Origin of the sequence: Pectobacterium sp. PL64 (assembly GCF_022477975.1) — a bacterium.
In the GTDB taxonomy this organism is placed as follows: domain Bacteria; phylum Pseudomonadota; class Gammaproteobacteria; order Enterobacterales; family Enterobacteriaceae; genus Pectobacterium; species Pectobacterium jejuense.
Genome location: NZ_CP092070.1, coordinates 2515185 through 2530074, shown reverse-complemented (window position 1 = coordinate 2530074; position 14890 = coordinate 2515185). Strand labels below are relative to the sequence as shown.

The following is a 14890-nucleotide window of genomic DNA, read 5'->3' as shown; positions in this document are numbered from 1 at the left end:
GAATGAGGTTTTTGTGGGTCCGGTAATGTTAGACGTTGCCAGCTATGAGCTGGATGCAGAAGATCGTGAAGTGCTGGAACATCCGCTGGTTGGCGGCGTGATTCTGTTTACCCGTAATTTTCATGATGCGGCGCAGCTACGGGAATTAGTGCGTCAAATCCGCGCGGCGTCACGTGAGCGCCTTGTGGTGTCTGTGGATCAGGAAGGCGGACGGGTTCAGCGTTTTCGTGATGGGTTTACTCGTCTGCCTGCTGCGCAGGCCTTCGCGGCATTAAACAGCGAGTCAGAAGCCTTGCGTTTGGCGGAAGAGGGCGGCTGGCTGATGGCGGCAGAAATGATCGCGATGGATATCGATATTAGCTTTGCACCGGTGCTGGATATTGGCCACCAGAGCACGGCGATTGGTGAGCGTTCATTCCATGCCAATCCAGAGACGGCGCTGGCCGTCGCGCAGAGTTTTATTCGCGGCATGCATAGCGCGGGTATGAAGGTCACGGGTAAGCACTTCCCCGGCCACGGTGCGGTCAGTGCCGATTCACATAAAGAAACGCCGCGCGATCCGCGTCCGCTCGCGGAGATTCGTGCCCACGACATGCTAATTTTTAAAGAACTGATCCAGCGCCAGCAGTTGGATGCGATCATGCCAGCCCACGTGATTTATACGGAGGCCGATCCGCACCCCGCCAGTGGTTCGCCCTATTGGCTCAAAACGGTGCTGCGTGAAGAGCTGGGCTTTGACGGCATCATTTTCTCCGACGATCTTTCGATGGAAGGTGCCGCTGTGATGGGCAGTTATCCCGAGCGGGCACAGGCGGCGTTGCAGGCGGGATGTGACATGATTCTGGTCTGCAATCATCGGGAAGGGGCGGTCAGCGTGCTGGATAACCTGTCCCCGGTCAAAGCGGATCAACTGACGCGCTTATATCATCAGGGTTCGCTTTCTCGTCGGGAACTGCTGGATTCGCCACGCTGGAAGCAGGCGAATCAGGCGCTCACATTGCTCAGCGAGCGCTGGCAGGCGCATAAAAATGGCGAGAAATAGGCAACTTAGTCTGCGGTGAGGATGAAAGATGATTATCTATTTACACGGTTTTGACTCGACCAGCCCCGGCAACCATGAAAAGGTCTTGCAGCTTCAGTTTATTGATGAAGATGTACGATTGATTAGCTACAGCACACTGCATCCGCGTCATGATATGCAACACCTGCTAAAGCAGGTGGATAAGACGATTCAGCAGTCTGATGACGATCGTCCGCTGATCTGTGGCGTGGGGCTAGGGGGCTTCTGGGCCGAACGCGTCGGTTTCCTGTGTGATATACGACAAGTCATCGTTAATCCTAACCTTTTCCCTCAGGAAAACATGAGCGGGAAAATCGATCGCCCAGAAGAGTATCTGGATATCGCCACGAAGTGCGTGGCGAACTTTCGTGAAAAGAACCGCGATCGCTGCATGGTGATGCTTTCCCGTCAGGATGAAATGCTCGACAGCCAGCGTAGCGCGCAGACCTTGGGAACGTATTACGAGATCGTCTGGGATGATATTCAGACGCATAAATTCAAAAGCATCTCCCCTCATTTACAGCGAATAAAAGCCTTCAAAACGCTCGGTTGACCCTGCGTTAGCGATGACCTGTTCATTGCGGCTGTCGTTCCTTCTGATACCCTTGTTTGAGGGGGAACAGAAGGAATGACGCAATTTATTTACTTTCCTTAGTTCATCCTGTGGTGCAGACGCGCACGATTCAGCATTTTCTCTTCGCGCAGATTTCTGCTAATTCACTGAAATAAAGATGGAATTTTCTCGCTAAAAACCTGCCTGACAAAATAAATTGATATATATCAATTTTGGTATGACCAAATAACCTAGCGTGCTATTCTTGCAGCAGATATCAGGCTTAACTTACGCGAACCCTATGTTATATAAGGATATTATTTTTTACTCTTTATTAACGATTGGTTCACATTTTAGGGGGTCATTTTGACATCACCAACCAAAAAAATTGTCATTGTCGGCGGGGGAGCTGGCGGACTTGAACTCGCAACGAGTTTGGGCCACAAGTTAGGACGCAAGAAAAAAGCGGAGATTACACTGGTGGATCGTAACCATAGCCACCTGTGGAAACCGCTGCTGCATGAAGTCGCGACAGGCTCGCTGGACGACGATATGGATGCGCTGAGCTATCTGGCACACGCCCGCAATCACTATTTCCAGTTCCAACTGGGCATGCTGACGGATATCGATCGTGAATCGCAGCATATTCAACTGGCTGAAGTGTGTGACGAGCAAGGCGATGTGCTGGTTGCAGCGCGTCGTATTCCGTATGACATTTTGGTGGTGGCATTAGGCAGTACCTCAAATGACTTCGGTACGCCGGGCGTGAAAGATCACTGTATTTTCCTGGATAACCCGAAACAAGCCCGCCGTTTCCATAATGAAATGCTGAATTTATTCCTGAAATTCACAGCAAATCAGGAAGAAAAAGAGCGCGTGAATATCGCGATTGTGGGCGGCGGTGCGACAGGGGTCGAACTTTCTGCGGAATTGCATAACGCGGTGAAACAGCTGCACAGCTACGGCTTTGACGGGCTGGATAACCAAACGCTGAATGTGACACTGGTGGAAGCGGGCGAGCGTATTCTGCCTGCGCTGCCGCCGCGCATTTCATCGGCTGCGCATCAGGAATTGAACAATATTGGCGTTCGCGTGCTGACGAAAACCATGGTGACCAGCGCCGAAAGTGGCGGTCTGAATACCAAGGACGGTGAATTTATTGAAGCCGATCTGATGGTTTGGGCGGCGGGCATCAAGGCGCCGGATGCGATGAAAGAGATTGCGGGTCTGGAAACGAACCGGATTAACCAGTTGGTGGTTGAACCGACGTTGCAGACGACGCGCGATCCCAACATTTTTGCCATTGGTGACTGTGCCTCCTGCCCGCAGGAAGGCGGTGGGTTTGTACCACCGCGCGCGCAGGCCGCTCACCAGATGGCATCACGCTGCCACAGCAATATCATCGCCTTGCTGAACGGGCAAACGCTGAAGCCTTACGTCTATAAAGATCATGGTTCACTGGTTTCGCTGTCTAAATTCAGTACGGTTGGTAGCCTGATGGGGAACCTGATGCGGGGCTCCGTAATGGTAGAAGGACGAATTGCACGTTTCGTGTATATCTCCCTGTACCGCATGCACCAGGTTGCTCTGCATGGCTATGTTAAAACAGGCCTGATGATGTTGGTCGGTGGGATCAACCGGGTGATTCGCCCGCGTCTGAAGCTGCATTAATCGATCTTTGCTGACTTCTTCTGATACGGGCATGAACGCAATTTCATGCCCGTATTCTTTTCTGCCAGTGGCCATCTTATTCTTACTCAGAGCCCTCTCTTTCCGTCAATCTGCTCACCATTTCCTGTTTCTGGAGCCGTAGCGCAATTGGCTACTTCGCTGATAAGGCAGTATAAAATAGCGTCCTATTACCAATTTCAGTTAAGATAATTCCCAAATGACGCTTTTATGTTACGAATCTGACAGTTTTGGTTAATTAGTCTTATTGCGAGAGTTTAAAACATTGTGCAGACTTTCCACTGTTTACAGATGGCGTAGCACGCACGCCGAAAATTCTGAATGCTGATATTCAGAAGGAACCACCGGATTCATCGCGTTAAACGCGAGCTGACGTAAAACAAGGTATTACGGCAGGGTTGCAGGTGGGGAATGCGTGAGAATAGATTCGGGAGGTATCCTGTGAACAAATCAATGTTAGCGGGTGTAGGTATTGGTGTGGCTGCTGCATTGGGTGTGGCGGCGGTGGCGAGTATGGATGTATTTTCCTCTAAACCTCAGTTTGCACAGGTGCTAACAGCAACACCAATTAAAGAAACGGTCAAAACGCCTCGTCAGGAGTGCCGTAACGTGAGCGTGACGCATCGTCGTCCGGTACAGGATGAAAACCAGATTGCTGGCTCGGTACTGGGTGCCGTAGCGGGTGGGGTTCTGGGGCACCAGTTCGGTGGCGGACGCGGGAAGGATGTCGCAACGGTAGCGGGTGCACTGGCTGGCGGCTATGCGGGCAACCGTGTACAAAGCGGCATGCAGGAAAATGATACGTACACGACGCAGCAACAGCGCTGTCAGACGGTCTACGATAAATCACAAAAAGTTCTGGGTTATGATGTCACCTATAAAATCGACGGCCAGCAGGGTAAAATCCGCATGGATCGCGATCCTGGTACACAAATTCCAGTAGACCGAAACGGGCAATTAATCCTGAATCAACAGGGCTAACTGACTCCAACTTCTACGGTTTTGCGCTGACACCATCTCTAAAAACCACGAGACACCTGAAGAAGGTGCTCGCGGTTTTTTCATTCTATGTTCTTTCTATGTTCTTTCTGCTTATAGGCTTTTTCTGCTCTCGGTTAGCTTCATGCTAAGGGATAGCAGCAAGGCGGCCGCGGCGAATCCACCTGCCAGCCAAAGTGTCGCGATCGGGCCTGAGCGATCCACGGCTTGACCACCGACCCACGATCCGAGCGCGATGCCAACATTGAAAATGCCAACATACAGCGCGGAGGCGATCTCCACGGCGCGCGGTGCGGCCTTCATCATCCATGTCATCAACCCGACGGACACGCCGCCGTAGGCCAATCCCCAGACGAGCAGTGTTACACCACCGCCAAAATGCGAGCCACCGATGGTCAGGAAGAGTATCGGAGTCAACAATAGTCCCAGCGCGATGACTATCAAGGTTAACGCCGTGCGCCGTGCTGCGATGATGCCCGCCAGAAAATTGCCGACGATGCCTGCCATGCCATAGGCGAACAGCAGTGCGCCGATCCATCGCGCATCGAATCCCGATACCGATAGCAGCAACGGCCGCACGAAGGTAAAGGCCATGAAGTGCCCGGCCACCAGCAACAGCGTCAGGAGTAGCCCGATTTGCAGCTTATGGTTGATCAACTGCTCACCGAACTGGCGTAGGGTGACGGAATGGGCAACGGGTAGGGCAGGAATAACCGCGAGGTGAAGCATTAGCACTAGCCCGCTAAACACGGCCATACAGCCAAAGGCCCAGCGCCACCCGGCGAGATCGCCGATCAGTGCGCCGAACGGCACACCCAGCACGGATGCCGCAGCGACACCGCCAAAGATGATGGATGTTGCCAGACCGATGGCATGCTCGGGAACGAGCCGGGCCGCCAGACCACCGGCAATCGCCCAGATACCGCCCATGCAGAAACCGACCAGTACACGCGCAGCCAGCATCCAGCCTATGTCCGGTGCCAGTGCAGAGGCAATGTTGGCGATAACCAGCAGCGTCAGCAGTCCACATAGGATCCTGCGTCTATCCATGCCGCCGGATGCGATCACCACCAGCGGGGCGAATAGCGCAGCCAGCAACGCGGGGAGTGAAATCATCAGACCAGCGGTTCCGGTAGAAGTATCTAGCGTGTCGGCAATCGGCGTTAGCAAGCCGACTGGAAGCATTTCCGTCGTGACGACAGAGAACGTCGCAAGGCCGACGGCGACAACGGCCAGCCAGGAATGCGGTGCAGCAGCACCTATAGGGATAGAGGAAGACGTGTTCATGGTTCAGTCCTTAACAGGGGGTAAGCAGGCGATGTGTAACCGTCAAACGGCATCGGGAAGAGGAGAAGGCGTTGTCCGTAGGCGTTGGTGTCCCCACAGCGCAACCAGCAGTACCAACACGCCAGCACATAGTGCAACGGCGAATCCGGCTCGGGCACCGCTGTCGTCTACAACGTAGCCTGATACCGCTGCGCCCAGCGCCACGCCGACATTCAGCCCCGCCAGCAGCCAGGTCATGCCCTCGGTCAGACGATGCTCGGGAACCAGACGCTCGACCAGCGACATCGCCACGATCATGGTGGGGGCGAAGAACAGTCCGGCGATCAGCACGGCCGCAGCCAGCGCGGGAATACTGCCAACCAGCAGCAGGGGCAACGTGGTTGCTGCTGTTGCTAAGCCACCCAGCAATAACAACTGGTGCAATGCGGTTCGCAGCTTGAGAGCGCCGAACACCAACCCGGCCAAGCATGAACCGACCGCATAAGCCGACAACACCAGACTGGCCGCCGCCGGCTGCCCATACTGCTCGGCGAAGGCGACGCTGACGATATCCACGGTGCCGACGATGATGCCCATCGCGACCATCAACAGCGCGAGCAAACGCACGTTCGTCTGTTTGATTACCGACCCCGAACGATCCGTGCTGACATCCTGCGCTTCTACTGGCGGTTCGGTACCGCGCTGTGTCACCAGAGCAAACGCGCCGATAATCAGCAAGAACGCCGCAGCTAGTGGGCCAGCCTGAGGAAATACCGCAACGGACAGCCCGACAGCCAGCGGTGGCCCGGCGATAAAAGTAACTTCATCAAGCACCGTCTCCAGCGAGTAAGCGGTCTGCAAGCGAGGCTGACCGCGATAGATTGCTGTCCAGCGAGCTCTAACCATCGCTGACATGCTGGGCATAAAACCGGCCAGCAAGGCACCGATGAATAAGCTCCAGTCCGGCGCTTGCCACCAGGTGCTGGCGAGCAGAAGCAGCATGCCGATCGCGCTGATGGTGGTTGCAATCGGCAACACGCGGCCTTGTCCGTGGCGATCGACCAGACGGGAGATCTGCGGTGACAGCAGCGCGTAGGTCAACACAAAAGTGGCGGAGACGGCACCTGCCAGCGCATAGCTGCCGCGCAACTGTGACAACATCGTGATAATGCCAATGCCCGTCATGGGCAGTGGAATCCGCGCCAACAGGCCAGCCAGCGCAAAACCTCTGGTGCCGGGCGCGGCGAAAAGTTCTCGATAAGGATTGATCATCTCATTCTCCAAAGTGAATCCACTTGCCACCAGGTGGCGGCACAGCGACAATACATACAGAGCGTATGAATAAAAGCATATATTCATACGGAGTGAATGTAAATAATCATACGATGTGTATGTAAGGATGTGTCGATGGTTCGTCGTACCCGTGCTGAAATGGAAGAAACCCGTGCTACGCTGCTGGCGACCGCCCGCAAGGTCTTTAGCGAACGCGGCTATGCTGACACCTCAATGGACGATCTCACCGCGCAGGCGAGCCTGACCCGTGGGGCGCTTTATCACCACTTCGGGGACAAGAAGGGATTGTTGGCGGCAGTGGTGGAACAGATCGATGCCGAGATGGATGAACGACTGCAAGTCATCTCCGACACCGCAGAGGATGCCTGGGACGGTTTTCGCCGCCGCTGCCGCGCCTATCTGGAAATGGCGCTGGAACCGGAGATTCAGCGCATCGTGCTGCGTGATGCGCGGGCGGTTTTGGGGGGCGCATCGCCAGATTCACAGCGGCATTGTGTCGAGTCGATGCAGCGGCTGATTGATAACCTTATCCGACAGGGCGTGGTAGCTGACGCCGATCCACAGGCACTGGCATCGTTAATCTACGGCAGTTTGGCCGAAGCGGCGTTCTGGATTGCGGACGGAGAGGATGGAAATGCGCGGCTGGCACAAGGCGTTGCCGCGCTGGAGTTGCTGCTACGTGGGCTATTAGTCAAGCCACGGTAGCGATCAAAAGAATAGCCTGACGAGACGCGTGGTTGGCGTCCCATCTTTGGCTTAACGGCGGAAAATAATCTCTGCCCAGCGCGCCAGTCCGGCGGTAACGGAACCAAAATCGTTGCCGCTGGCGATAGGAATATCAGGAAGCAACTGCTGAATAGCCTGACGCAGCAGCGGAGAACGGGCGCTACCGCCGGTCAGGTAGATCACTTCCGGTCGGGTTTGGCTGGTTTCTAGCGCCAGCGTCACCTGTTGCAGAATACGCATGAGCGGGTTCTCGATGGCGGCATTGAGTTCATCCGCATGAATGCGCGTTGCCAGACCCGATTCGATAAAGTGCAAATCGGCTGCCGTTTCCGACTGATTGGACAGCGCAATTTTGCTCTCTTCCGCCAGTTGAATAAGACGGTAGCTCAGGCGCTGTTGCCAGACGGTCAGCAGTCTTTTTACCAACTCGGGCTGACGGGCATCGCGGATCATTTCGTTGATTAACGCGCGGCTGGCGGTGCTATGAAACTCTTTTTGCGCTGGAATATCGTTAATCGCGACCGCATTCCACCAGGTCATGATCGGCAGAGCGATGCCTTTTTCTGTCTCGCTATTCATACCAAGTAGCGGCATCAGCTGTTTGAACGCGAGCATGATGTCCAGATCGTTACCGCCAACGCGGCAGCCGCTGTGCCCTAACAGGCTTTGCGAACGTTCTTGCTGCTTATGCCACTCTCGGCCCATCAGCAGCATGGAGCAGTCGGTGGTTCCGCCGCCGATATCCACGACCAGTACGCGCGTTTCTTTCGTCAGCGTGGATTCGAAATCCAGCCCGGCGGCGACGGGTTCAAACTGGAAGACAACGTCTTCAAATCCGGCGCGGTGTGCCGCACGATCTAAAATGCCTTGCGCCTGCTGGTTGGCTTCTTCGCCGCCGATGCTTTGAAAGTTAATCGGGCGACCGATGACGGCCTGACGAATCGGCTGATCAAGCTGGCTTTCTGCCTGCGTGCGGATGTGCAGCATCATGGAGCAGACCAGATCCTCAAACAGCGCAATCTGCTGGGCTTTCAGCCCGACGGCGCCGAGGAAGGACTTCGGTGATTTAACGAACCACGTCTCTTCCGGGTCATCCATATAGTGGCGTAACGCATCACGTCCGAATTTCACGCTATCAGGCTGCACGCGAATATCTTCTTCGCGGTTGTAGCTAATGGCACGCTTCAGCAGCAGTGCATTCTCACCCTCAGCATTGACCTGATGGTGTCGCCATAACCACTCGCTAACCGCTTCGCGCACGGGCGCGCACAGCAGGGAAGAAAGATAAGGCGAGCCATTTTCCAGCGACAGGAGCCGTGGTGTACCTGAATCCATCACTGCCACGGAACAGTTCGCCGTGCCGTAGTCAAAACCGATAAACATCGTCGTGCCCCATGCCATGAAAATTTCCGGGAAAAACGTTTAACGTCGCACCCGCGACGGCCCGGAAAGGAGGCCGCCAAGGATGGCGGACCATAAAAAGGGTGGCGACTTTACTGCGTTACGACGGTGCTTGTAAAGGGAGAGGCGATGCGTGAGTAAAATTGGGCAGTTAGCTGCCCGGTTGTCTTCCACAGAGGCGCGTCATGTGGGATTACGCTTCCGTCGTAAAGTGATCTTACTAGCGATCGACAATGAGAATATCAGGAATAGGTGGCAAGCCCGGCAGCGTGAGAGTGACATGCTTCACCGTCGCTGGGGGAGCCACGAAGAGTCCTTGCCAACTGCCGACGCGGGGATTTTTCTTGCGGTCGTAACTGAAATTGAGACGTAGTGTTTTAGGAGCGGCTGCTTTCCCTGTAGGGCTAAGCGCCCAGCGTTGCCCCTCGGCTTCGAGATAAAATGCGTTATCTATGGTGTCTGGCGGTAGATTGTCATAGATAATTTCGCCGCCGAACGTATCCGCTATCGTTTCAAAGCGTAAATCGACTTTCAATTGGCCTTCTTGGCGAACAGCGCGAATCACCTGCGCTTCAGCCTGATTGCTGGCTGTTATCACGGTTGGTTTTTCGGCAGCCTGAACCGTAAGTGTAGGGAACAGCAGCGCTGAGCACAACAGGAGGAAGAACCTCCATCTCTGCCGGGATAGTGTGAGGCATTGGGTTGGCATAAATAAAATTGGCATGAATAAATACGGTCTCTTCTCTGGGGTTAACATCGGCTGCGCAGGAGGATGATTCCCGCACAGCGTAATGCGATGGGCTACTGGGCCTGTGGCGTGGTAATACCGAATGCGCTCGCAACTGTGCGGAAGATATCGGTGTTATCGACGAATTGTTGGCTCTCTTCGGGCACATGGTAAGTGGCCAGACCCGGATTAGGCTTGGCAACCGTTGTCAGGAAGTCTGCACCAGCGCCTTTGGCGTACACCGGCACTAGCTCGCGGGTGTGGGTGTCGGTGTGCCAGTGCACCAGCGGAAGAGCACCCGCCCCTTGGTTCACGATGTCAGAGAACGCCTCTTTTTTTGAGTCTGGCCCTTGTAGCAGCCCATTACCGTGATCGGTGGTGACAATCACCAGCGTTTCATCCCATGAACTGTGTTCGTCGACCCAGGCAGTAACGGCTTCCACTGCCTGGTTAAAGTCGATTTGTTCTTCAACCAGACGAGGCAGGTTATTGGCATGGGCGGCCCAGTCAACTGCACCACCTTCGACCATTAACATGAAGCCATTAGGATTTTTCGCTACCAGATTCAGCGCACCTTTGGTCATGGTGGCGAGATCGGGCTGGTTGGTCAGTAAATTGCCTGCTGCGACGCCATCACGGTTGAATTGCAGCGTCGCGTGGTTTTGTACGGTGCCCAACAGCTTGGTCTTTTTACCCATATCCAGCTTGTTGTTGGCTAATGCGACGAAATCAGCTTTGGTTTCAATATGCTTGTAAGCTGTTTTGCCTGAAACCAGACGATCCCATTCGTCTTTACCGCCAACATAGCTATAGGCCTTGTCAGTTTTGGGCGTCGTTGGTTTGCCGTTGGCATCATAGAGCGGATGTCCTGACCCCATTACCACCGTTGCGAGACCGGACTCGACGATCTCTTTACCAATCGCCGCATAGTCGTTGCGGCTGGCGTTATGAGCGAGAAAACCGGCTGGCGTGGCATGGCTCCACTGTACTGACGTGATTACGCCCAGCGCTTTGCCATTTTCCACGACGTATTCGCCGATGTGTTTCAGTTTTTGATTGTCATTAGACCAGTTAATCGCGTTGTTATAGGTTTTATGGCCTGATGCCAGTGCGGTCGCTGCGGCAGCGCTATCGGTGTAATCGGCGCGCATATAATCATAGCCAGAAAAATAGCCGGGGTAGCTTCCCAGACTACCTTTGAAAACGCTGTCCGTTTTATCTTTACCCCAGCTCTTATCCGCGTCGAAAGTGACCGCACCGTCTTGCGAGTGGGTCGGCACATTCGACGTGTTGAGAGGGTGAGTGGAAGCAAACAGCTTAATGTCAAAGTCATCGTAGACTTCATGGCCCAGAGCGCCGTGACGATAATAGCTGGCTGCATGCCAGGTGTTTATGCCAGCACCGTCAGAGATCAGTAAGATGACGTTTTTTGCCTTATTCGGGGCGACATTTTGCGCTACAGCCTGAGTCACCAGTGGAATACTGAGTGAAAAAACCAGCAGGGCAGAGGGAGACATACGCATGGGGATAATCCTTTGTAGTGAAATATTACAATCAGAAAGATCCCCGACACATTACGTTGTGCACATGGCGGTTTTGCTACAGTAATAAAAAAGTTATGTTATATCATAACAAAATCATCCGTTACTCCATTCTCAGGCCGCCAGCGTATGCTGCGCCATGTTCCCCAGCAGTGCACCGATAAATTCGATGCGCTGCGGACGGTCACTCAAATCCTTCATGAATTTCAGGCGAGTTGGGCCATCAAGACGGTAGGTGCCCGGATCGCGCTGTAACAGACCGATAAGATGGGACGGATCGACGCGATTTTGCTCGCTGAATTCGATAAATCCACCTTTCTCATTGCCTTCAATGCGGCGAATACCCAACGCCTGCGCCTGTTGACGCAGGGCGGCAATCTGCAACAGATAGCGGCTTGCATCAGGAAGGAGACCGAAACGATCGATCAGTTCGACCTTCAGCTCATCCAGCTCGGCGGTGGTTTTTGCGCTGGCGATACGTTTGTATAGCGACAAGCGCGTATTGACGTCGGGGATGAAATCATCTGGCAGCAGGGCAGGCAAACGCAGTTCGACGTCAGTCTGGCTGTTGATCAGATCTTCGAGTGACGGCTCCCGGCCCGCTTTCAAGGCATCGACGGCGCTTTCCAGCAGTTCCATATACAGCGAGAAACCGACGCTGGTCATCTGTCCGCTCTGATCGTCCCCGAGCAGTTCGCCTGCGCCACGGATTTCCAGATCGTGCGTTGCCAGCGCAAAACCGGCACCGAGGTCTTCCAATGAGGCGATCGCTTCCAGACGCTTCTGCGCATCGGTGCTCATCGCTTTAGGATTCGGCGTCAGCAGGTAGGCGTAAGCCTGATGGTGGGAACGCCCCACGCGACCACGCAACTGGTGCAACTGTGCCAGACCGAAGTGATCGGCACGCTCAATGATAATGGTGTTAGCGCTTGGAATATCGATCCCGGTTTCGATGATGGTTGTACACACCAGCACGTTAAAACGCTGGTGGTGGAAGTCGTTCATGACCCGCTCCAGCTCGCGTTCACGCATCTGACCGTGGCCGATCGCGATGCGTGCTTCCGGCACCAGTTCTGCCAGCCGCTGGGTAGCTTTCTCGATATTTTCAACGTCGTTATAGAGGTAATACACCTGTCCGCCGCGCAGAATTTCACGCAGAATCGCTTCACGCACCACCAGATTGTCATATTCGCGGACGAACGTTTTCACCGCCAAACGACGGGCTGGCGGCGTAGCAATGATCGACAGATCGCGCATCCCGCTCATGGCCATGTTGAGCGTACGCGGAATCGGCGTAGCGGTCAGCGTCAGGATATCGACATCCGCACGCATCGCTTTGATGCGCTCTTTATGGCGCACGCCGAAGCGGTGTTCTTCGTCCACAATCAGCAGCCCTAAATCGCGCCAGCGTACGTCGCTCTGCAACAGCTTATGGGTGCCAATCAGAATATCGACTTTGCCTTCCTGCGTTTCCTCCAGCACCTGAGTTTGCTCACGCGCGCTGCGGAAACGAGAGATCATTTCAATCTTCACCGGCCAGTTGGCAAAGCGATCGCGGAAGTTGTCAAAATGCTGCTGGGCCAACAGCGTTGTTGGCACCAGAACGGCAACCTGTTTATGGTTTTCAACCGCCAGAAACGCGGCGCGCATCGCCACTTCGGTTTTCCCAAAGCCAACATCGCCGCACACCAGACGATCCATCGCCAGCGGCTGGCACATGTCGCTCAGCACGGCGTTGATGGCCTGTGCCTGATCGGGCGTGGTCTCGAAGGGGAAACTTTCGCAGAAAAGCTGGTACTGCGTTTTGTCATGCTTAAACGCAAAGCCGCTTTTCGCCGCGCGCTGGGCATAAATATCCAGTAGTTCGGCAGCGACATCACGCACCCTTTCTGCCGCTTTTTGCCGCGCGCGCGACCAGGCATCGCCACCCAGTTTATGCAGCGGCGCATTCTCATCAGCACCGCCCGCATAGCGGCTGATCAAATGCAGCGAGGAAACGGGAACGTACAGCTTGTCTTCACCCGCATAGGTCAAAATCAGGTATTCGGCCTTGATGCCGCCCGCTTCTAGGGTAGTCAGCCCAGCATAGCGGCCAACGCCGTGTTCGAGGTGGACGACGGGCTGTCCCGGCCGCAGTTCCGCTAGGTTGCGGATCAGCGTATCGGTATTGATCGTGCGGCGGCTATCCTGACGGCGGCGGCTGACGCGCTCACCCAGCAGATCGCTTTCGCAGATCAACGCGCGCTGACGCAGCGTGTCGATAAAACCGTGTTCGCTGGCACCGATGATCAGGTAAGTGCCACGATCCTGAGCCTGCTCCAGCGTGCTGATGAGCGTCGGGTTCAGTTTGATACGTGCCAGCAGCTCTTGCAGCGTTTCGCGTCGGCCTTCGCTCTCGACGGAGAAAATAATCTGGCCTTCGAACTGTTCGATAAAACGGCGCAGCGCATCCAGCGGGGATTTCTGCTGATGTTGAATCGCCAGCTCCGGCAGCGGCAGATAGGCCAGATTTACGTTGGCGGCTTTTTCCGGCAGCGTATCGGTTCTCAGCTGCACGCGCGGCCACGCTTTCAGCTCCGTGAACAGACCGTCTACGCGCAGCCAGAGTGAATCCGACGGCAACAGCGGGCGCATAGGATCGATACGGCGGCTTTCAAAACGCTGCTGAATATCCTGCCAGAAACGCTCGGCGCTCTGTTCGATATTGCCCGTGTTGACGATCAGCGTGTTGTTCGGGAAATAGCTGAACAGCGACGGCAGTGGTTCACTGAAGAATAACGGCTGCCAGTATTCGATCCCGGCGGGCCAGACGCCTTTGCTGACCTGCTGATAAATGTGCTCGGCATCGCGTCGCACCTCAAACTGTTCGCGCCACTGGCTGCGGAAAAGTTCGATGGCGGCTTTATCGGTCGGGAATTCGTGGGCGGGCAGCAGATTAATGTGCGGCACTTCATTCAGCGTGCGCTGCGTATCCACATCAAACAGACGCAGGCTGTCGATCTCGTCATCAAAGAAATCAATACGGTAGGGCTCTTCACTCCCCATCGGGAACAGATCCAGCAGCGCGCCGCGCGTGGCATATTCACCGTGTTCCATAACCTGATCGACGCTGCGGTAGCCCGCCTGCTCCAACTGCGAACGCAGCTTATCACGCGAGAGGAGTTGGCCTTTTTTCAACACCAGCGCATGGCCGTGCAGGAAACTGTGTGGACAAACGCGCTGCATCAGCGTGTTGACCGGCAGAATCAGGACGCCGCGTGTCATGTTGGGCAATTGATAGAGCGTGGAGAGGCGGGTCGAAATAATTTCCTGATGCGGAGAAAAACTATCGTAGGGCAGCGTTTCCCAGTCAGGCAGGGTGGTGACGTGCTGGTCGGTAAATTGCTGAATTTCATCACGCAATCGCAGAGCGTTTTGCATATCCGGCGCGATAAGCACCACCAGCCCGGCGTGGCGTTCAATGATTTCTGCACATTCAACGGCGCAGGCAGCGCCGGTTAACTGGCCCAGCAGGCGCTGCTCACCCGCTTTAGGCGGCAGCGAATAACGGTAATTTTCAGGCATCATCTGATTATCGGGTCTCGCCTCCCTGCATCCGGCCAGGAATAAGAAAAAGCCGTAGAGTGAGGGTGTTA

11 protein-coding genes are annotated in these 14890 nt (G+C 54.9%); 5 read left to right on the top strand and 6 right to left on the bottom strand.

Going from position 1 to position 14890, the window contains the following annotated elements; all coding sequences use genetic code 11:
- Nucleotides 1-13: 13 nt before the first annotated feature.
- The 4 genes from nagZ (at nt 14) to HP572_RS11220 (ending at nt 4283) form a co-directional block, all read left to right on the top strand.
- Nucleotides 14-1042 carry a beta-N-acetylhexosaminidase gene (nagZ, locus tag HP572_RS11235; RefSeq protein ID WP_240585663.1) on the top strand — a complete coding sequence of 343 codons (1029 nt, stop codon included), beginning with the start codon at nt 14-16 and terminating at the stop codon, nt 1040-1042.
- 28 nt (nt 1043-1070) lie between these two features.
- The gene (gene ycfP, locus HP572_RS11230; protein ID WP_010297273.1) at nt 1071-1613 is read left to right on the top strand and encodes an alpha/beta hydrolase YcfP; all 543 of its coding nucleotides are present in this window, start codon (nt 1071-1073) and stop codon (nt 1611-1613) included.
- Nucleotides 1614-1979: 366 nt separating this feature from the next.
- The gene (locus tag HP572_RS11225; protein ID WP_240585662.1) at nt 1980-3284 is read left to right on the top strand and encodes an NAD(P)/FAD-dependent oxidoreductase; all 1305 of its coding nucleotides are present in this window, start codon (nt 1980-1982) and stop codon (nt 3282-3284) included.
- A gap of 459 nt (nt 3285-3743) precedes the next feature.
- Nucleotides 3744-4283, top strand: a complete 540-nt coding sequence (locus tag HP572_RS11220; protein WP_205554552.1) for a glycine zipper 2TM domain-containing protein — start codon at nt 3744-3746, stop codon at nt 4281-4283.
- Nucleotides 4284-4394: 111 nt separating this feature from the next.
- On the opposite strand, the gene HP572_RS11215 is transcribed toward HP572_RS11220, so the two are convergent.
- Together HP572_RS11215 and HP572_RS11210 are read right to left on the bottom strand one after the other, a co-directional pair.
- Nucleotides 4395-5588, bottom strand: coding sequence for an MFS transporter (locus HP572_RS11215; protein ID WP_240585661.1), 1194 nt, complete (start codon nt 5586-5588; stop codon nt 4395-4397).
- Between the two features lie 42 nt (nt 5589-5630).
- Nucleotides 5631-6839, bottom strand: a complete 1209-nt coding sequence (locus HP572_RS11210; protein WP_240585660.1) for an MFS transporter — start codon at nt 6837-6839, stop codon at nt 5631-5633.
- 135 nt (nt 6840-6974) lie between these two features.
- Between HP572_RS11210 and HP572_RS11205 the strand changes: the two genes are divergently transcribed.
- Nucleotides 6975-7565, top strand: coding sequence for a TetR/AcrR family transcriptional regulator (locus HP572_RS11205; RefSeq protein WP_039515913.1), 591 nt, complete (start codon nt 6975-6977; stop codon nt 7563-7565).
- A 51-nt stretch (nt 7566-7616) separates the two neighbouring features.
- On the opposite strand, the gene yegD is transcribed toward HP572_RS11205, so the two are convergent.
- From yegD to mfd, 4 genes are all read right to left on the bottom strand, one after another.
- A complete protein-coding gene (yegD, locus tag HP572_RS11200; RefSeq protein WP_240585745.1) occupies nt 7617-8969 on the bottom strand; it encodes a molecular chaperone in 1353 nt (450 codons plus the stop codon).
- 238 nt (nt 8970-9207) lie between these two features.
- Nucleotides 9208-9642 (bottom strand): hypothetical protein, encoded by a 435-nt coding sequence (locus HP572_RS11195; RefSeq protein WP_240585659.1) that lies wholly within the window; start codon nt 9640-9642, stop codon nt 9208-9210.
- Between the two features lie 146 nt (nt 9643-9788).
- Nucleotides 9789-11237, bottom strand: a complete 1449-nt coding sequence (locus HP572_RS11190; RefSeq protein ID WP_240585658.1) for an alkaline phosphatase — start codon at nt 11235-11237, stop codon at nt 9789-9791.
- A gap of 132 nt (nt 11238-11369) precedes the next feature.
- On the bottom strand, nt 11370-14822 hold the full coding sequence (mfd, locus tag HP572_RS11185) for a transcription-repair coupling factor (protein ID WP_240585657.1): 3453 nt from the start codon (nt 14820-14822) through the stop codon (nt 11370-11372).
- Between the last annotated feature and the right edge of the window lie 68 nt (nt 14823-14890).

Excerpts from the sequence above, each read along its gene's own strand:
- HP572_RS11215 (WP_240585661.1), bottom strand. The coding sequence starts at position 5,588 with ATGAACACGTCTTCCTCTATCCCTATAGGTGCTGCTGCACCGCATTCC.
- mfd (WP_240585657.1), bottom strand. The coding sequence starts at position 14,822 with ATGATGCCTGAAAATTACCGTTATTCGCTGCCGCCTAAAGCGGGTGAG.
- ycfP (WP_010297273.1), top strand. The coding sequence starts at position 1,071 with ATGATTATCTATTTACACGGTTTTGACTCGACCAGCCCCGGCAACCAT.
- HP572_RS11210 (WP_240585660.1), bottom strand. The coding sequence starts at position 6,839 with ATGATCAATCCTTATCGAGAACTTTTCGCCGCGCCCGGCACCAGAGGT.
- HP572_RS11205 (WP_039515913.1), top strand. The coding sequence starts at position 6,975 with ATGGTTCGTCGTACCCGTGCTGAAATGGAAGAAACCCGTGCTACGCTG.
- yegD (WP_240585745.1), bottom strand. The coding sequence starts at position 8,969 with ATGTTTATCGGTTTTGACTACGGCACGGCGAACTGTTCCGTGGCAGTG.
- HP572_RS11190 (WP_240585658.1), bottom strand. The coding sequence starts at position 11,237 with ATGCGTATGTCTCCCTCTGCCCTGCTGGTTTTTTCACTCAGTATTCCA.